The following is a 17,514-nucleotide window of genomic DNA, read 5'->3' as shown; positions in this document are numbered from 1 at the left end:
TGGCTGATAGGGCTTCCGCTCTTACAGCGGCTTACTTTTGGCTGGGCCGGCATTCCGGCCTTTCCAAAAATGAGCCGCTGTAAGAGCGGAACCCTAAGCCGCCGTTACCGCAGCAACGGGTATGTACTCGCTACAACAAAAAACGCAGCCCAAAAAAAAGGGCGACCGAAGTCGCCCAAAATGCCTTGCGTGCTCATGTAACCCAGAAGAACTTACGGTTCTTTACGCTTATTAGCGTCCTTCCAGATAAAAATCCCAAATCCTACAAAAAACAGCACCATGAGGCTGACAGTCAACACTCCGGCAAACACCACATTATCGAAAAACATGACCGGCCTCCTGCTCGTGCCCTGTTGCGATAGGGCTAAGTTAATAGAGAAGGCCGATTGGAAAATTGACGGGGATCAATGTCGCCCGCAACGGGGCGTAAAGAAGGGCAATAACTGACCTGCATCAACAGATTCAGGTCAGTTCATCGCTTTTTCGGCTTGTTTTTCGACTTTTTCTTAACCTTGCCCAGTGGCATCGCCTGCTCAAACGCCTGGCGAACTTCATTCAGGCGTTTGTCATTCAGGTCATGCACACGTTTGGCACGTTCGGCATTCAGGTCGACCAGCTTGTCGTCATCACTCATGGCTTGGCTTACGTAGTGGCGGGAATACCTCAATAATGCGGCCTCCCCCGCCCGACGGCAAATACCGGGATAAAAATCCCCAACGCGCCCCACCCATTGGCTTACTTATCGCGCTCAAACGTGATGATGGAACGCGTGATCCCCGGCCAGTTCGGCATTTGCCGCCAAGGCGTCAGCACTTCAAGCGTGTCGCCCTCGATGTGAAAGTCGCGACACTGCACCGTGCCGACCCACTCCGGGTTCCAGGCAGCATCGACTTGCGTGCACCATTGGTTCCCCTCGACCCGCTCAATACCGGTGTAGGCAACCAAGGTACTCAACAGCGCTGATTTTTCCGCGTCCGTAGAGCCCGCCTGCCTTCCCTCGCCGGTCAACACGAACGCCACCCGATGATCCGCCGTAAAAATAACCCGGCCGGCAGGACTGCTGCCCATCGCGGGGATTTTCTTACGGGTCTCCTGGGATTCGACCTGATAACCGATCAGCTTCCAGGCGCCGACCAGCGGTGATTCACTCGCTGCTGCGGCCCCGCAAAGGCCGACAGCCATGGCCAACCCGATCACATTTGCCTTCATAGGGTTTTTCATCGCTCTACCGTGTCAAAAAAAGACACAAAGCTTTGCGCACTAATGCCCGAGGGGATGTAAGAAATATCGACTAGCTTCGACAGCAGAATCAGAGGGCGACAAAAGGTAGGACATCGCCCAAAATCGAAACTTCCCCCCTTTTCTGTAGGCGCATTCAGTTGGCACTGCACAATGACCTTCCGCCGCTGCTGGCTCTGCGCGCTTTCGAAGCCGTGGCGCGGCACTTGAGTTTTATCAAGGCGGCGAACGAGTTGTCGGTCACCCAGAGCGCCCTCAGCCACCAGGTGCAAAAGCTCGAACAGCATCTGGGCAAACCGCTGTTTATCCGACGCACCCGAGCGATTGATCTGACCGCCGATGGCCAACGTTACTACGCCGAAATCCGCCCCGCCCTCGACGCCATCGCCGCCGCCACACGCGCCCAGAAAGTAGCACCCAGTACCACCGTGCTTCGCGTCGGCCTGCTGGCATCCTTTGCTACCCTGTGGCTGGCGCCGCGCCTGGCCGGGTTTCTCAACCGTTACCCGCACATCCAGGTGGAGTTGCTGCCGGCGATTCAGTTTGCCAACGTGGCCGCCGCCGAGGTCGACCTGGCCATCCGTTACGGCAAGGGTGATTGGCCCGATGTACAGGCCACGCGGCTGATGCCTGAGGTGATCTCGCCGGTGTGCAGCCCGGCGTTCAAGGCCAGCCAAGTGCACAACGGCGCATTATTGATGGCCACCTCGCACCGCCCGTTCGAGTGGACCGATTGGTCCGCGCATTATCAAGTCGACCTCGAGCGCCACCCCCGTGTGATGCTGCACGACTACAACATCGTGGTCGAAGCCGCCGTGGCCGGCCAGGGCATCGCCATGGGCCGCCACTGTTTGATCGAACGCAAGCTGCAGGACGGCAGCCTGGTGGAAGCCTTCGACTGGCCGCCCTATCACAGCGAAATCGCCTACTGGCTGATCGCCCCCCAAGGCCCCGCCAGCGATGCGGCCGAATGCTTCAGCCAGTGGTTGAAGGAAGCCTGCAGCGACGCATGAGTTTTTTAGATACGTCAGATGAGATCTATCCGTTTGTCGCCCATCGTCGCAACCAACATGCTGAAAACCTCTCAACCCTCGAGGATTCAACATGAGCGACTCCATCCGCCAACGCGTGCAAGCCCTTGGCCTGACGCTGCCTACGCCCAGCCAGCCGGCGGCCAATTACATCAATCATGTGATCAGCCAGAACCAACTGTTCATCTCCGGGCAAATTCCCATGGTCGAAGGCAAACCCGCCTACGTCGGGCGGTTAGGCGACACCCTCAGCGATGAAGAAGGCGCCCAGGCGGCGGAACTCGCGGCGCTGGGCCTGCTCGGGCAGTTAAGCGATGCAGTGGGTGATGACCTGTCGCGTGTGGTGCGCATTCTGCGCCTGGGTGTGTTCATTGCCAGCAGCGGCGACTTCCAGCACCAGAGCGTGGTCGCCAATGGCGCATCAAACCTGGTGGTCAACGCCCTCGGCGACAAAGGCCGACATGTGCGCACCGCCGTGGGTGTTTCCAGCCTGCCGGCCGGTGTGGCCGTGGAGGTTGATGCGATTTTCGAGTTGCAGCCGTGAGCCCGCTCGACGTCCAGCACCTGCGTGACGACACGCCCGGCTGCCAGTCGGGCATCGTGCACTTCAACCACGCCGGCGCCTCGCTGCCCAGCCAGGCCACGCTCAATGCGATCATCGACCAGTTGCAACGCGAAGCCCGCGACGGCCCGATGGAAGCCAGCGAGCATGGCGCCATCCTCGTCGAAAAAGCCCGGCGCGCAGCCGCGCAATTGCTCAATGCGCCAACCGCGTCCATAGCCTTTGCCAGCAGCGGCTCAACCGCCTGGAGCATGGCATTTCAGGCACTGGGCCCATGGCAACCGGGCGAGCGCATTCTGGTTGGTCGTCATGAATGGGGCGGCAACCTAGCGAGCATGCAACTGGCGGTGCAAGCGGGGGCGCGGATAGAAGTCATTCCCTGCGATGCAACCGGCGCAGCCTGCCCGGTGGCGTTGGCGTCGATGATCGATGCCAACGTCAAGCTGATCGACCTGACTTGGCTGCCGGCCAACGGTGGGCTGATCAACCCCGCCCAGGCGATCGGAGAAGTGGCCCGGCGTCACGCCATCCCCTATTTCATCGACGCCGGCCAAGCCGTCGGCCAATTGCCGGTGGATGTGCAAGCGCTGCACTGTGATGTGCTCAAGTCGGCCGGGCGCAAACACCTGCGCGGGCCACGCGGCACCGCGTTGTTGTATGTGCGGCCGGAGTTTCTCCAGCGGCTGAATCCCGCCCAGCGCGACGTATTTTCGGCGCCATGGAGCGCCGAAGGCTACAACCTGCGCGACGACGCACGGCGCTTTGAAACCAGCGAAGTGTCGTTTGCCTTGTTGGCAGGCTTGGGCAATGCGTTGCAGGAGGTTAATCGACTGGGCGTGGCGCGGACGTGGGAAAGGGTCTTGCAGCTCAGCGAGGGAATCCGTGAAGCGTTGCGTCAGATTCCGGGAATTTCCCTGCATGATTTAGGCGCGAGTCACTCAGGGCTGATCGCCTTCAACCTTGAGGGTTGGGACGCCTTTGAACTCAAGCGGCGCCTGGGATTGCAGCGCATCAATATCGGCGCGAATGGCGTGGCGTATACGCCGTTGGACATGCAGGCGCGTGGCCTGAGCAGCATTGCACGGATTTCGGTGAGCCCGCTCAACACCGAGCGCGACATTGAAGTGCTGATCGCGGCGCTGCGCGAATTGCGCGATTAAACCTCGACGTCCACCCACAAACCCTGGCGCGGCGCATCTTCGATCAATGGCACCACCGGCACGGTGTTGTCGGCGTTGAGCACATCGCCGGGGATCGCCAAGTGCTCCTCAGGGTCTTCGTCGGCTTCACGCCGGCGTTTCTGCTGTTCCTGCTGGCGGCGTTGTTCTTCGCGCAACAAGAACGTCGACTGCTCGGCGTCGCCCTTCTTAAGGTCGATCGTGCTTTCATTCGAGCCTGGCTGTACTGGCACCACGGGCGGGATATCCGGCTTCTGGCGCACCGGATCAAGTTGCGATGTGACCGGCACAACACTCAAGGGCAGCATGGGTGGCAGCATGGGGTTTAGTCTCCTGTTCAGCAGACTGTCGGCTGCGAGGGTGGCGACTTGAGCACCAAGCCGCCAACTTGTGAACCAATCGTCATCTATAGGGCCAACCTAACACCCTTTTTCTTGCCGCTTGTAGCTTAAAGCTCGAAGCTGCACCTAATCCTTTTGGTCTGGAAGCCGTGTTCCGTTAGAATAGTCGGCTTTTTCACGGCGGGAGTCAGGCAGCATGGCGCAGCAGTATCAACCGGGGCAACGCTGGATTAGTGACAGCGAAGCAGAGCTGGGGTTAGGCACCGTTCTGGCACAGGACGGGCGCTTGTTGACCGTGCTCTATCCGGCCACTGGCGACACTCGTCAGTATGCGCTACGGAATGCGCCCCTCACTCGCGTGAGGTTTTCGCCGGGTGACAGCATCACCCATTTCGAAGGCTGGAAAATGACCGTACAGGAAGTCGACGACGTCGATGGCCTGCTGGTCTACCACGGCCTCAATGGGCAGAACGAGCAGGTCACCCTGCCGGAAACCCAACTGTCCAACTTCATCCAGTTCCGTCTGGCCAGCGACCGTCTGTTCGCCGGGCAGATCGACCCACTGGCCTGGTTCTCGCTGCGCTACCACACGTTGGAACACACCAGCCGTCAGTTGCAGTCCTCGCTGTGGGGCTTGGGTGGCGTACGTGCGCAACCGATTGCTCACCAACTGCACATCGCCCGTGAAGTCGCTGACCGTATCGCGCCACGGGTATTGCTGGCGGACGAAGTGGGCCTGGGCAAGACCATCGAAGCCGGCTTGGTGATCCATCGCCAGCTGCTGTCGGGCCGCGCCAGCCGCGTGCTGATCCTGGTCCCGGAAAACCTGCAGCACCAGTGGCTGGTGGAAATGCGCCGCCGCTTCAACCTGCAAGTTGCGCTGTTCGACGAAGAACGCTTCATCGAAAGCGATGCCACCAACCCGTTCGAAGACACCCAGCTCGCGCTGGTGGCCCTGGAGTGGCTGGTCGACGACGAGAAAGCCCAGGACGCGCTGTTCGCCGCCGGCTGGGACCTGTTGGTGGTCGACGAAGCGCACCACTTGGTCTGGCATGAAGAGAAAGCCAGCCCTGAGTATTCGCTGGTCGAGCAGTTGGCCGAGGTGATTCCCGGCGTGCTGTTGCTCACCGCCACCCCGGAACAACTGGGCCAGGACAGCCACTTCGCACGTCTGCGCCTGCTGGACCCGAACCGCTTCCACGACCTGCACGCCTTCCGCGCCGAGAGCGAGAACTATCGCCCTGTAGCCGAAGCCGTGCAGGAGCTGTTGGATAAAGGCCGCCTGTCGCCGACCGCACACAAGACCATCCAGGGTTTCCTCGGTGATGAAGGTGAAGCGCTGCTCACCGCCGTCAACGATGGCGACACCGAAGCCAGCGCGCGCCTGGTGCGTGAACTGCTCGACCGCCACGGCACCGGCCGCGTGCTGTTCCGTAACACCCGCGCCGCCGTGCAAGGTTTCCCGGAGCGTAAGCTGCACGCTTACCCGCTGCCGAACCCGGACGAATACCTCGAGTTGCCGCTGGGCGAACACGCCGAGCTGTACCCGGAAGTCAGCTTCCAGTCGCAGCCGGACGTTGAGGAAGAAAACCGCTGGTGGCGCTTCGACCCACGCGTCGAATGGCTGATCGACCAGCTGAAAATGCTCAAGCGCACCAAAGTGCTGGTGATCTGCGCCCATGCCGAAACTGCGATGGACCTGGAAGACGCCCTGCGCGTGCGTTCCGGCATCCCGGCCACGGTGTTCCACGAGGGCATGAACATCCTCGAGCGTGACCGCGCCGCCGCTTACTTCGCCGATGAAGAGTTTGGCGCCCAGGTGCTGATCTGCTCGGAAATCGGCAGTGAAGGCCGCAACTTCCAGTTCTCCCACCATTTGGTGCTGTTCGACCTGCCGTCCCACCCTGACCTGCTGGAACAGCGGATCGGGCGTCTGGACCGGATCGGCCAGAAACATGTGATCGAACTGCACGTGCCGTACCTGCAAACCAGCCCGCAAGAGCGCCTGTTCCAGTGGTACCACGAAGCGCTGAACGCGTTCCTCAACACCTGCCCGACCGGCAACGCCTTGCAGCATCAGTTCGGCCCACGCCTGCTGCCGCTGTTGGAAAACGCTGACGACAGCGAGTGGCAGGCCCTGATCGACGAAGCCCGTGCCGAGCGCGAGCGTCTGGAGCAGGAGCTGCACACCGGCCGCGACCGCTTGCTGGAGCTCAATTCCGGCGGCGCCGGTGAAGGCGATGCGCTGGTGGAAGACATCCTGGAGCAAGACGACCAGTTCGCCCTGCCGATCTACATGGAGACCCTGTTCGACGCCTTTGGCATCGACAGCGAAGACCATTCGGAAAACGCGCTGATCCTCAAGCCCAGCGAAAAAATGCTCGACGCCAGCTTCCCGCTGGGCGACGACGAAGGTGTGACCATCACCTACGACCGCAACCAGGCGCTGTCGCGCGAAGACATGCAGTTCATCACCTGGGAACACCCGATGGTGCAGGGCGGCATGGACCTGGTGCTGTCCGGCTCGATGGGCAACACCGCCGTGGCGCTGATCAAGAACAAGGCGCTCAAGCCAGGCACCGTGTTGCTCGAACTGCTTTACGTCAGTGAAGTGGTTGCACCGCGCTCGTTGCAACTGGGCCGCTACCTGCCACCGGCCGCGTTGCGCTGCCTGTTGGATGCCAATGGCAATGACCTGTCCGGGCGTGTGTCGTTTGAAACCCTGAACGACCAACTGGAAAGCGTGCCACGCGCCAGCGCCAACAAGTTCGTCCAGGCCCAGCGCGACCAACTCACGCCGCGCATCAATGCCGGCGAAGAGAAGATCACCCCGCGCCATGCCGAGCGTGTGGCCGAAGCCAAGCGCCGTCTGGCGGCGGACACCGACGAAGAGCTGGCACGCCTGACCGCGTTGCAAGCGGTCAACCCGACCGTGCGCGACAGCGAGCTGGTTGCCCTGCGCCAACAGCGCGAGCAAGGGTTGGCCATGCTCGACAAGGCGGCGCTGCGACTGGAAGCGATTCGGGTGTTGGTGGCGGGCTAATCACTGCCCTGCCCTGCTAATAAAAAGGCCCGCACAATGCGGGCCTTTTTTTGTTTGGCTTGCGGGCCTCATCGCGGGCAAGCCCGCTCCCACAGGGGAATGCATTTCCAAGCTGCAACTCAGTCACCTGTGGGAGCTGGCTTGCCTGCGATGGGCATAGGTATCTACACATCTTTTTATGGGTTGAATTCTTTGGTTGTCGCGGGGGCGCTGGGTACATATCCGTTATTTGGGTAACGGCTGCTATGGGTTCCGCTCTTACAGCGGGTCACTTTTGAAAGAGCGCAAAAGTAACCAAAACGCTCTTGCCCCACCACTCGGCACCTCGCCTCCGGCTCGGTGTGCCCTCACTCCGGCTTTGGAGCGGGGGCCGCCGCCATGGGCCATCCTTGGCCCATCGCGGCTAAACCGGCGTCCTGCCGGTTTACCCCCGCTCCAAAGCCTGCGTTCGGCCAGCGTGGTTTAACGGGGCGCCTAAGATCAAGATCAAGATCAAAAGCAAGAGCACGGCGGCCTAGTAGCCGACCTGAGTGGTTGAAGCAAATCAAAAGCAAAGCCGAGGCGGCCTGAAAGCCGACCTAATCTTGGAAGCTGAACTCAATCTAATGTGGGAGCTGGCTTGCCTGCGATGGCATCAACTCGGTGTACCTGATGGAACCAGGTGTCTGCATCGCAGCGGTGCGGCGATCCGACAAGCCAGCTCCCACAGAAAAGCAGATCTGCTTCTGCTGTGCTTTTGCCCTGCTTTTGCTTCTACCACTCAGGTCGGCTACTAGGCCGCCGTGCTCTTGCTTTTGATCTTGATCTGAGGCGCCCCGTTAAACCACGCTGGCCGAACGCAGGCTTGAATCCGTGGGTAACCCGGCAGGACGCCGGGTTAGCCGCGATGGGCCAAGGATGGCCCATGGCGGCGGCCCACGGATTCAAGCCGGAGTGAGGGCACACCGAGCCTAAGCGAGGTGCCGAGTGGTGGGGCAAGAGCCCTTTTGGTTACTTTTGGGGCTCTTTTCCAAAAGTGACCCGCTGTAAGAGCGGAACCCTACGAAGCCGTTATCGCAGCAACGGATATGTACCCATATCTACCTAACCCCGAGTTGCGTAGATACCTATGCTGCGATGGAGTCACCTCGGTCTCAAGCGGTAGCCGCAGCCGCTGGCACCTCCACCGCCCCCAACCCATCCTTCATCCGCTTGGCATCACGCACAAAACTGCGCGACGCCTGAAACAGAAACAACATGGTCAGGAACAGCGCCACCGGGATCAGGTACATGGCGTCATGCAACCCCACCGCTTTATACGCCTCAGTCATCTGCGCCGCGCCATCGGCATACATGGCCGAATGGGCAAAGTGATCAGACAGCCCGCCCACCACAATCGGCCCCATGCCACCGCCGAGCAAGTACAGCCCGGCAAAGAACAGCGCCATCGCCGTGGCGCGCAGGCGCGGTTCAACCACGTCTTGGATCGCCGTATACACGCAGGTGTAGAAGTTATAGGCAAACAGCCAGCCGACACTGAACAGCGCCACAAACACGCCAATCTCGACTCGCCCGGCATGCAATGCCCAAGCGGTGGTGACGGTGGAGATGATCAGGCTGCACGCCGCGAACAACAGCCGGCCATTGGCGACGCGCTGATGGATCTTGTCGGCAATCCAGCCGCCCAAGGTCAGGCCTACAAGACCGGTGATACCCACAATGACGCCAGTGGCGACGGCCGCATCCTGCAACGGCATCAGGAAGTAACGCTGCAACATCGGCACCAGGAACGAGTTACACGCATAGGTGGCGAAGTTGAAGCACAGTCCGGCCAGCACCAGCCACAGGAAGGTCGGCACCGCCAGCACGCGGCGGATCGGGCGGTCGACGCGCTCCTGGGAGACTTGCACGGTTTCCGCCGCGCCGCGCTTGGGTTCTTTGATATAGAACATGAATACCGCCAGGATCATCCCCGGCACGGCGGCGATGAAGAACGGCGCACGCCAGCTGTCGAACGCCTTGACCATCCAACCGATAGTAAAGAACGCCAGCAACAGCCCCAACGGCAGCCCTAGCATGAAAATGCCCATGGCGCGGGCGCGGCGGTGGGCGGGAAACAGGTCGCCAATCAGCGAATTAGCGGCCGGCGCATAGCTGGCCTCGCCGATGCCGATGCCCATGCGCACCAGCAGGAAAGTCCAGAAACTGCCGACCATGCCGTTGATCGCTGTCAGCCCGCTCCAGGCAAACAGGCCCCAGCCCATCAGTTTGCTGCGCGAGCCGGTGTCGGCCATGCGCCCCAGCGGCAGGCCGGCGATGGCGTAAACGATGGTGAAGGCGGTGCCGATGATGCCGAGCTGGAAGTCGCTCAGGTGCCACTCCATGCGGATGGGTTCGATGATGATCGCGGGAATGGTGCGGTCGAAGAAGTTGAACAAGTTGGCGAGGAACAGCAGGAACAGAATGCGCCAGGCATTCGCCGCTTGGGTCGAGTTCTGCATGGGTCCGTCTCTTTTATTGTTATGAGAGCTGCGATGCCCGATGCATCCTGCCCGGTCTGTGCAACATAGTCAGGCAGGGGGCGGTTGTCTGTAATGATTCGTAAAGCTGATAGGGCATGATTTCACCCGGTATCACGGGACTTTGCCTACAAAAATATAAGTTCGCGCCCCCCTTCCCAACCGCCATGGCACGGATAGAATGGCGAGCCTTCCGTAACACCCCCAATCCTACTTTTCTTATCGATGACGCCCATGTCCGAAGCCAGTCCGTGTCTGAGTTGCGGTGCCTGCTGTTCACACTTTCGTGTGTCTTTCTTCTGGGGTGAGTGCGCCTCATCGGGGGGCACGGTGCCCGATGATTTGGTGGTGCAGATCAATCCCACGCGGGTGGCGATGATCGGTACCGACCAGAAACCCGCGCGTTGCTGCAGCCTTGAAGGTGAAGTCGGTAAGGGCACCCGTTGCACGATCTATGAGCAGCGCTCAAGCCCGTGTCGCGAGTTCGATGCGTCGTGGAGCCAGGGTGAACAGAACGTCGATTGCGATAAGGCACGCGCCGCCTTTGGCTTGCCGCCGCTGCCGGCACCTTTCGAGTTGGACCTGCCGATCAGCGCTTAGCATCAAACGCTATGGCAGGCATGCCAAAATCATTGAGAGCAAAGTGCCATTATTCCTGGCAAATCCCGCGAGGCTTCTATACTCGATGTCATAGGCCATTGTTGCAGGCAATGACGTACTGACTTTGACGGGACATGCTATGGAATGGCTAGGTATGCATTTTTTTACCGAGCTTCCAGATCACGGGCATTTATTACTCAATTGCAGTCATAACCCTTTTCTGGTGTTGCTGGCCTACCTGGTCGCGTGTGCGGCAGGGTTCGGTACGTTGGACATGGCCGAACGCGTCAGCCATGTCGAAGACCCTACCGCCCGGCGCCACTGGCGCTGGGTAGGCGCCGGTTGCCTGGCAGGCGGCATCTGGTCGACTCACTTCATCAGCATGCTGGCCTTCCAGGCGCCTATCGCCATTCATTACGAATTACTCATGACGTTTGCCTCGCTGGTGATCGCCCTGATTGCCTCGCTGTTTGCCATGCAAACCCTCAGTCATGCGCAGTTACGGTTCCATCAGTACCTGTTGGCATCGGTGTGGATGGGGCTCGGCATCGCCTTGATGCACTACGTCGGCATGTCGGCGATGCGCTCCCAGGCCCAGGTGTACTTCGATTCGGGGCTGTTCATGGCCTCGGTCGGCATTGCGATTGGCGCCAGCCTGGCGGCGTTATTGCTGTCGTGCTACCTGCGTAACGGCGCCGGCGTGTTCTATCAACTGCTCAAATACGGCGCCAGCCTGGTGCTGGGCGCCGGTATCCTGAGCATGCACTTCACCGGCATGGCCGCCATGCAGATGCTGGTGCCCAGCGGGGCTGACCTCGCATTGCCGCTGGACAACAACCCTATTCAGCTCGGCCTGTCCGTGGCGGTGATCACCCTGCTGGTGATCGGCAGCAGCGTCAGCGCCGCCTTGGCGGACAAAAAACTGCAGCACAAGGAGCGTGACCTGCGCCGGGTCAACGCTCTGCTCAGCGAACTTGACCAGGCCCGCGCATCACTGCAACAGGTGGCCCATTACGATGCGCTGACCAGCCTGCTTAACCGCCGGGGTTTTAACCAGATCTTTGCAGAGAAGGTCGCAGAAAAAACCACTTACAACGGCATGTTGGCGGTCATCTTCCTCGACATCGACCACTTCAAGCGCATTAATGACAGCCTCGGACATGACGCCGGTGACCTGTTACTCACCGTGCTGGCCGGGCATATCAAAAGCTCGGTGCGCAGCCATGACGACGTGGTCGCACGGTTTGGCGGTGATGAATTCTGCATCTTGATCAACATTCACCATCGCAACGAAGCGCGGCACATGGCGCAGCGCATCATGCAGAAAATGAAGGAACCGGTTGAATTGGCGGGCCGGCGCATGGTGATGACCACCAGCATTGGTATCAGCCTGTTCCCCGACGATGGCCTGACCTGCGAAGAGCTGCTGAAGACCGCCGACCTGGCGCTTTACCAGTCCAAGGACGCCGGGCGCAACAGCCTGAACTTCTTCAGTTCCAACCTTAAAACCCGCGCCTTCATGGAACTGCAATTAGAAGAGGAATTGCGCGCGGCCCTGCGCGGGCGTAACGAATTGGTGCTGTTCTATCAGCCAATTTTTGACATGAAGCTAGGCAAGGTCACGCGCCTGGAAGCCCTGGTGCGCTGGCAGCATCCGCAACACGGCCTGCTGGCCCCCGAGCGGTTTATCAGCATCGCCGAAAGCAACGGCTTGATTGCCGATCTGGACCACTGGGTGTTGCGCCAGGCCTGTCACGATTTGAGCCTGCTGTCCGACCGTGGCTACACCGAGCTGACCATGGCCGTGAACTGCTCAGCCCTGAACCTGGTTCGTGATGAGTTGGCGGATGAAATCGAAGCCGCCTTGCGCTTCGCCGGGATTGGCGCCAACCGCCTGGAACTGGAAGTCACCGAAAACGCGCTGATGGGCAATATCAGCAGCACCCTGGCGCTGTTGCGGCAAATCCGCGCCTTGGGTGTGTCGCTGGCCATTGATGATTTCGGCACCGGCTACTCATCGCTGGCGTACCTCAAGCGCCTGCCGCTCAATACCTTGAAGATCGACCGTTCATTTATCCAGGACATCCCCAAGTCCACCGCCGATATCGAGATCGTCCAGGCGATCATCGGCATGGCCCACACCCTGCACCTGCAGGTCGTCACCGAAGGCGTGGAAACCCAGGCGCAATTCGAACTGCTGCTCAAACATGGCTGTGATTTTGTTCAGGGTTACCTGCTAAGCCCGGCGGTGCCTTTCAGTGACATCGTCGGCGTGATCCAGGGCATGCAGATGCGCAACCCGCTCTACCCGTTCAGCGTGGAGGGCAACCGAGAGTCCCCTGCGCCGAAAGACCCCACCCCAGGCCGTATCGGGCCTACGTCTACCGTCAGGCCAATTCGCTGACGCCGAATCTTTGGCATTTCGCCATCACTTGGCTAAAGAACGCCGACGAACGGCCGATTCATCAGAGTCCGGCCCGGATTCCCCTTGAGAAATAAGGGTTAAACCCGACCATCCCGGACTCAGACGCACTGTAAAGTCGCGAACTCTCATTCAGTGATGGCTGCCTGATTTTTCCGGCCATCCGTCCAGGCACATGGCGCCCAATGACCTCCAAAAATAACTCTGCCACCGTGGTATCCGACGTGTTGCCCACAGCTCCTGCGGAAAAACCCTCAGGTTCAAAGTCATTGAGCAGCCCCCGCACGCTGGCTACCCAGCAGTACCTGTACTTCACCGAAACCAATACCGACCGCATCCTCGACAACCTCGACGGCCTGCGCGACATGGTGTTCCCGCGCCTGCCCCAGCAGGAAGGCGACGCCGATGCGCGCAGTGAGCAGGAATTCCCCTCGGTGTGCCTGATCGGCCTGGGCCGCTGCGGCTCCAACATTGCCTTGGACGTGGCGGAGTTGGTGTACAACGCGCGCAAGTTCTACCTGAACGAATTCAGTACCGAAGACAAGTCAGCCGATAAAGGCTACAGCCCGGCCCAGTGGCTTCGTAACAACCTGCGCCTGGGCGGCGGCAAGGCCACCAAGCCGGTGTTTCTGGTCGAGCCGCTGGTGATGCTGGGCGACCTGGACAAGGACATCGCCGGGCGCATCCGCTTCTCGCGCAAGGGCGAAAAAAGCGGCTTCCTGCGCGACTACAGCAAAATGAAGATCATGGACCTGTCGGAAGTGCATGCCGGCGGCGCCGGTAACGCGCCGATCCTCGGCCAGTACCTGGCCAAGATCATCCTCAACAAAGACACCCAACGTTTTTCCAGCCCCGACTGGAAGATGATCCACTCGTACCTGATCGACTCCTGCGGCATCAAGGCCAACCAGTCGCGCCTGTACTTTTCGATCTTCAGCGCCGGCGGCGGCACGGGTTCGGGCATGGCCTCCGAATTCGGGCTGGCCCAGCAGCACTCGTACATGAACAAGACGTTCGACACCAAGCCCGCCGACGAGCACGACAGCAAGAGCGGCCACGCGTTTGTCTTCGAGCCGATCTTCACCAGCGGCATCTGTGTGCTGCCGAATATCTCCGACCACCGCAGCGAAATGTCCGAGGCGCTGCACATCAACGCCGGGCGACTGCTGTGCAAATACCTGTCGGAAGAATGGGACTTTTCGTACAACTTCGACAATGAAGACAGCAGCGAGGCCAGCGTGAAAGGCCGCATCCGCCCGTGGAACGCGATGATGCTGATCTCCAACGACATCATGCGTTACGCCGAAGAGAGCGATGACGGCAATATCCAGAACATTGACGTTAATGCGATGGAAAAACACGCCAACCAATACATCTCCCAGCAGATTTTCAACATCCTCACGGCCCAGGCGGTAACCACCGACTACGACCAGAACTACTTCCGTCGCGCCGGCATCGACATCGGCGAAACCATCCGCCTGGATGCCAACGACCTGTTCATGAGCCTGGCGGGGCCGGTGGCGATTGCCTACGCCGAATCGGTGGTGCCGGAAACCCCGGCGCCGTCGAACGACAAGTTCAAGGTGTTCGATAAAGAGCCGCAGCGGCTGAACATTGATGACCTGTTTTTCCGCTCGATTGACCTGCCGCACTTCAACAAAGTCACCCAGGCGATCGAGGGCATCAGCCTGTTGCCGATTGAATCCAAGCGTTACAAGGCGTCGTTGGAGCAGTACAAGAACTCCGGGTACGACGCGGCGGCGCTGCATGACCTGCACTTCTTCAAGAACTGCTCGTCGGTGGTGTCGATTGTGTCGTTGCCCAAGGACTACAAGCTGTCCTACATGGACTTGAACCGGCTCAAGACTCACCTCAACAGCCTGTTCCCCAACACCACGCTCAAGCGTTACGCGCTGGTGATCGGCGCCTCGGCCAACTTGTCGCTGACCACGTTGATCGCCAAGAGCCCGTGCCTGTCGGACGACTTCCTCACGCTGATTGTGGCGTTTATCAAGCGCTGCTTTGCGCGTAATCCGTATCGGTTTGATGACACGCTGGACAACTCGATCCTGGATTTCATCATCCATGAAGACTTCGATGAAGGCCGTATCGATGAACTGCTCAATGAGTTTGAGAACCCGGCGAAGATTCTGGATACCAACTGGTATGCGATCAAACCGATGTACGAGAAGAAGTATCGGGAGTTGATCAACGACAAGGAGAAGTTCGTGTCGATCAACGATATTCGCTTGTCACGGGACTGTGTGAAGAAGGCGATCAAGTATTTGCGCGAGATCTATCGTCATCGGATTGGGAAAACCAAGGTTATTTCGTTGAATAACCATACCGGTAAGACTGCGTAGACCGCGGCGCGGCCATCGCAGGCAAGCCAGCTCCCACATTTGACCGCATTCCAACGGTGGAACCCGATCAAATGTGGGAGCTGGCTTGCCTGCGATAGCGGTCTGTCAGGCAAGGAAAACCCAGATCCCCGCCACACCCAGAAACAATTCCCCGAGCCTTCGGCCCCGCGCAAAACTGTTCCCGTGACGTGCACGTCACCCTCACCTGTGACCTTTCTCTACGGCAAGATGCCATCACCGCGTCAGCGGTTACTCAGCTACACACTTACACCGGCGAAAATCACGCACCTTTTTAGGGCGCTCGTTTCTTACACTGCCCTTTCCTGGATCAGAATCCACGGCGAAACCACCACCGCCCACAAGCTCGGATCACGCTCAACCAGGTCCAACGCCCGCGTCGCAGACACTTCGCCAAGGCTCCCCGCAGCCAGCCACGCAGCGACTTTCTCGCGGTTGTCCTCAGCCATTCCCTCGGCGGCTTCGATCAAATCCAGGCCAGCGTCGACCCACAATAGGGCACCCTTGGCAAAGAACGGCTCAAGCTCCTTCCAGGAAATTTCGGCGGTTTCACCGAGCAGCTTGGCATAGAGGGTGCTAGGTTCTTGCGTCATGGGAATTCACCTGAATAAAAAATCGGCGCAATCATAACGTCGTGCCTTTCGTAGCAAAAGCCAGGTAGAAAAACCCTGTTGCAAATGAGGCACCGAGAGAACGTGTCAGAAAAGCCAAGGATTGCCCGAGATTCTGGCATCACCCCGCCGCAATTCTGTCTTTTTCTTTCATTTAAGCGACACGCCCGGGTTTTGCCCCCAGCAGCCAGCTTTTCAAGCGATCAACCGGCGCTCTACACTGTACCGGTACAGTTGCCAGGGCATGCCGGGGGGATATCCGAGATATCTGATCCGGTTCTGCAGCTCACAAGGCCGCTAGAACTATAAAAAATACAACAGTAAGAGTGGAGCACTATGAATAAGGCTACTAAGCAGATTTCCAAACTGTTTGCCGCTATGGTCCTGGCTGGGGTTGCTGGCCATTCGTTCGCAGCCGACACCATCAAGATCGGTATCGCCGGGCCTAAAACAGGTCCTGTGACGCAATACGGCGACATGCAATTCATGGGTGCCAAGCAGGCAATCGCCGACATCAACGCCAAGGGCGGCGTCGATGGCAAGATGCTTGAAGCCAAAGAATACGACGACGCTTGCGACCCTAAACAAGCCGTGGCCGTCGCCAACAAAGTGGTCAACGACGGCGTCAAGTTCGTGGTCGGTCACCTCTGCTCCAGCTCCACTCAGCCTGCAACCGATATCTACGAAGACGAAGGCGTGATCATGATCACTCCGGCGGCTACCAGCCCGGAAATCACCGCCCGTGGCTACAAGCTGATCTTCCGTACCATCGGCCTGGACAGCGCCCAGGGCCCGGCGGCCGGCAACTACATCGCCGATTTCGTGAAGCCTAAGGTTGTTGCCGTTCTGCACGACAAACAACAATACGGTGAAGGCATCGCCACCGCCGTTAAACAGACCCTTGAGAAGAAAGGCGTGAAAGTCGCTGTCTTCGAAGGCCTGAACGCCGGTGACAAAGACTTCTCCTCGATCATCCAGAAGCTCAAGCAAGCCAACGTCGACTTCGTCTACTACGGCGGCTACCACCCAGAGCTGGGCTTGATCCTGCGTCAGTCCAAAGAAAAAGGCCTGAACGCCAAGTTCATGGGCCCAGAAGGTGTCGGCAACGACTCCATCTCGCAAATCGCCCAAGACGCTTCCGAAGGCCTGCTGGTAACCCTGCCGAAATCCTTCGACACCGACCCTGCCAACAAAGCCATCGTTGAAGCGTTCGCCAAGAACAAGCAGGACCCAACCGGTCCATTCGTGTTCCCGGCCTACTCGGCCGTTGAAGTCATCGCAGGCGGTATCGCTGCCGCGAAGAGCGAAGACACCGCCAAGGTGGCAGCCGCCATCCACGCCGGCACCTTCAAGACCCCTACCGGCGAACTGAGCTTTGATGCCAAGGGCGACCTGAAGGACTTCAAGTTCGTGGTCTACCAATGGCACTTCGGCAAACCAAAAACCGAAGTTTCCCCTCAGTAAGCCAGGCCTTACTGGTCAACAAGCCCACTGTGAAAGCAGTGGGTTTTGTTTTACGAGGTTTATGGGCCTGACACCCGCGATCCGGGCGCTGGCTCACCTGAAAATCTTAAAACCGTCACCAGCGGTTCGCTGGCAAACGCTTTG

The 17,514-nt window shown here is 59.4% G+C and carries 14 protein-coding genes; 8 read left to right on the top strand and 6 right to left on the bottom strand.

The window, feature by feature from the left end:
- Nucleotides 1-212 precede the first annotated feature (212 nt).
- From ccoM to K0P33_RS08480, 3 genes are all read right to left on the bottom strand, one after another.
- Nucleotides 213-329: a cytochrome c oxidase subunit CcoM gene (ccoM, locus tag K0P33_RS31325; RefSeq protein WP_017137226.1), complete on the bottom strand. Its 117-nt coding sequence runs from the start codon at nt 327-329 to the stop codon at nt 213-215.
- Nucleotides 330-472: 143 nt separating this feature from the next.
- Complete coding sequence (locus K0P33_RS08485; RefSeq protein ID WP_094951560.1) at nt 473-634, bottom strand: hypothetical protein; 162 nt, start codon at nt 632-634, stop codon at nt 473-475.
- Nucleotides 635-735: 101 nt separating this feature from the next.
- Nucleotides 736-1,221, bottom strand: a complete 486-nt coding sequence (locus K0P33_RS08480; RefSeq protein WP_094951559.1) for a lipocalin-like domain-containing protein — start codon at nt 1,219-1,221, stop codon at nt 736-738.
- A 158-nt stretch (nt 1,222-1,379) separates the two neighbouring features.
- Between K0P33_RS08480 and K0P33_RS08475 the strand changes: the two genes are divergently transcribed.
- The 3 genes from K0P33_RS08475 to K0P33_RS08465 all read left to right on the top strand — a co-directional run bounded on the left by K0P33_RS08475 (nt 1,380) and on the right by K0P33_RS08465 (nt 3,992).
- Nucleotides 1,380-2,252: a LysR substrate-binding domain-containing protein gene (locus tag K0P33_RS08475; protein WP_094951558.1), complete on the top strand. Its 873-nt coding sequence runs from the start codon at nt 1,380-1,382 to the stop codon at nt 2,250-2,252.
- Between the two features lie 91 nt (nt 2,253-2,343).
- Complete coding sequence (locus K0P33_RS08470) at nt 2,344-2,814, top strand: RidA family protein (RefSeq protein ID WP_242154816.1); 471 nt, start codon at nt 2,344-2,346, stop codon at nt 2,812-2,814.
- Nucleotides 2,811-3,992, top strand: a complete 1,182-nt coding sequence (locus tag K0P33_RS08465; RefSeq protein ID WP_094951556.1) for an aminotransferase class V-fold PLP-dependent enzyme — start codon at nt 2,811-2,813, stop codon at nt 3,990-3,992. The genes K0P33_RS08470 and K0P33_RS08465 overlap by 4 nt, the downstream gene beginning before the upstream one ends.
- Here the strand turns inward: K0P33_RS08465 and K0P33_RS08460 are convergent.
- Nucleotides 3,989-4,330: an aspartate-semialdehyde dehydrogenase gene (locus K0P33_RS08460; RefSeq protein ID WP_242154814.1), complete on the bottom strand. Its 342-nt coding sequence runs from the start codon at nt 4,328-4,330 to the stop codon at nt 3,989-3,991. The two genes, K0P33_RS08465 and K0P33_RS08460, sit on opposite strands and share 4 nt — an antisense overlap.
- 217 nt (nt 4,331-4,547) lie before the next feature.
- On the opposite strand from K0P33_RS08460, the gene rapA reads away from it, so the two are divergent.
- On the top strand, nt 4,548-7,394 hold the full coding sequence (gene rapA, locus K0P33_RS08455) for an RNA polymerase-associated protein RapA (RefSeq protein WP_094951554.1): 2,847 nt from the start codon (nt 4,548-4,550) through the stop codon (nt 7,392-7,394).
- Between the two features lie 1,133 nt (nt 7,395-8,527).
- Here rapA and K0P33_RS08450 read toward each other — a convergent pair.
- Nucleotides 8,528-9,874, bottom strand: a complete 1,347-nt coding sequence (locus K0P33_RS08450; protein ID WP_094952951.1) for an MFS transporter — start codon at nt 9,872-9,874, stop codon at nt 8,528-8,530.
- 252 nt (nt 9,875-10,126) lie between these two features.
- Between K0P33_RS08450 and K0P33_RS08445 the strand changes: the two genes are divergently transcribed.
- The 3 genes from K0P33_RS08445 to K0P33_RS08435 all read left to right on the top strand — a co-directional run bounded on the left by K0P33_RS08445 (nt 10,127) and on the right by K0P33_RS08435 (nt 15,277).
- Nucleotides 10,127-10,492, top strand: a complete 366-nt coding sequence (locus tag K0P33_RS08445) for a YkgJ family cysteine cluster protein (protein ID WP_094952952.1) — start codon at nt 10,127-10,129, stop codon at nt 10,490-10,492.
- A 139-nt stretch (nt 10,493-10,631) separates the two neighbouring features.
- Nucleotides 10,632-12,896, top strand: coding sequence for a bifunctional diguanylate cyclase/phosphodiesterase (locus K0P33_RS08440; protein WP_242154812.1), 2,265 nt, complete (start codon nt 10,632-10,634; stop codon nt 12,894-12,896).
- A gap of 203 nt (nt 12,897-13,099) precedes the next feature.
- Entirely contained in the window at nt 13,100-15,277 is a 2,178-nt protein-coding gene (locus K0P33_RS08435) for a hypothetical protein (protein ID WP_242154811.1), read from the top strand.
- 308 nt (nt 15,278-15,585) lie between these two features.
- On the opposite strand, the gene K0P33_RS08430 is transcribed toward K0P33_RS08435, so the two are convergent.
- Nucleotides 15,586-15,888: a DUF2288 domain-containing protein gene (locus K0P33_RS08430; protein WP_003211652.1), complete on the bottom strand. Its 303-nt coding sequence runs from the start codon at nt 15,886-15,888 to the stop codon at nt 15,586-15,588.
- 354 nt (nt 15,889-16,242) lie between these two features.
- Here K0P33_RS08430 and K0P33_RS08425 point away from each other — a divergent pair, with 354 nt between their 5' ends.
- Complete coding sequence (locus K0P33_RS08425; protein ID WP_094952955.1) at nt 16,243-17,370, top strand: branched-chain amino acid ABC transporter substrate-binding protein; 1,128 nt, start codon at nt 16,243-16,245, stop codon at nt 17,368-17,370.
- Nucleotides 17,371-17,514 lie beyond the last annotated feature (144 nt).

The organism is Pseudomonas sp. ArH3a, assembly GCF_022648765.1.
Lineage (GTDB): Bacteria > Pseudomonadota > Gammaproteobacteria > Pseudomonadales > Pseudomonadaceae > Aquipseudomonas.
This window is presented reverse-complemented; position numbering and strand designations above follow the sequence as displayed.

Coding starts and splice junctions, on each gene's coding strand:
- K0P33_RS08430 (WP_003211652.1), bottom strand. CDS start 15,888: ATGACGCAAGAACCTAGCACCCTCTATGCCAAGCTGCTCGGTGAAACC.
- K0P33_RS08470 (WP_242154816.1), top strand. CDS start 2,344: ATGAGCGACTCCATCCGCCAACGCGTGCAAGCCCTTGGCCTGACGCTG.
- K0P33_RS08440 (WP_242154812.1), top strand. CDS start 10,632: ATGGAATGGCTAGGTATGCATTTTTTTACCGAGCTTCCAGATCACGGG.
- K0P33_RS08480 (WP_094951559.1), bottom strand. CDS start 1,221: ATGAAAAACCCTATGAAGGCAAATGTGATCGGGTTGGCCATGGCTGTC.
- K0P33_RS08435 (WP_242154811.1), top strand. CDS start 13,100: ATGACCTCCAAAAATAACTCTGCCACCGTGGTATCCGACGTGTTGCCC.
- K0P33_RS08460 (WP_242154814.1), bottom strand. CDS start 4,330: ATGCTGCCACCCATGCTGCCCTTGAGTGTTGTGCCGGTCACATCGCAA.
- rapA (WP_094951554.1), top strand. CDS start 4,548: ATGGCGCAGCAGTATCAACCGGGGCAACGCTGGATTAGTGACAGCGAA.
- K0P33_RS08450 (WP_094952951.1), bottom strand. CDS start 9,874: ATGCAGAACTCGACCCAAGCGGCGAATGCCTGGCGCATTCTGTTCCTG.
- K0P33_RS08445 (WP_094952952.1), top strand. CDS start 10,127: ATGTCCGAAGCCAGTCCGTGTCTGAGTTGCGGTGCCTGCTGTTCACAC.
- ccoM (WP_017137226.1), bottom strand. CDS start 329: ATGTTTTTCGATAATGTGGTGTTTGCCGGAGTGTTGACTGTCAGCCTC.
- K0P33_RS08425 (WP_094952955.1), top strand. CDS start 16,243: ATGAATAAGGCTACTAAGCAGATTTCCAAACTGTTTGCCGCTATGGTC.
- K0P33_RS08485 (WP_094951560.1), bottom strand. CDS start 634: ATGAGTGATGACGACAAGCTGGTCGACCTGAATGCCGAACGTGCCAAA.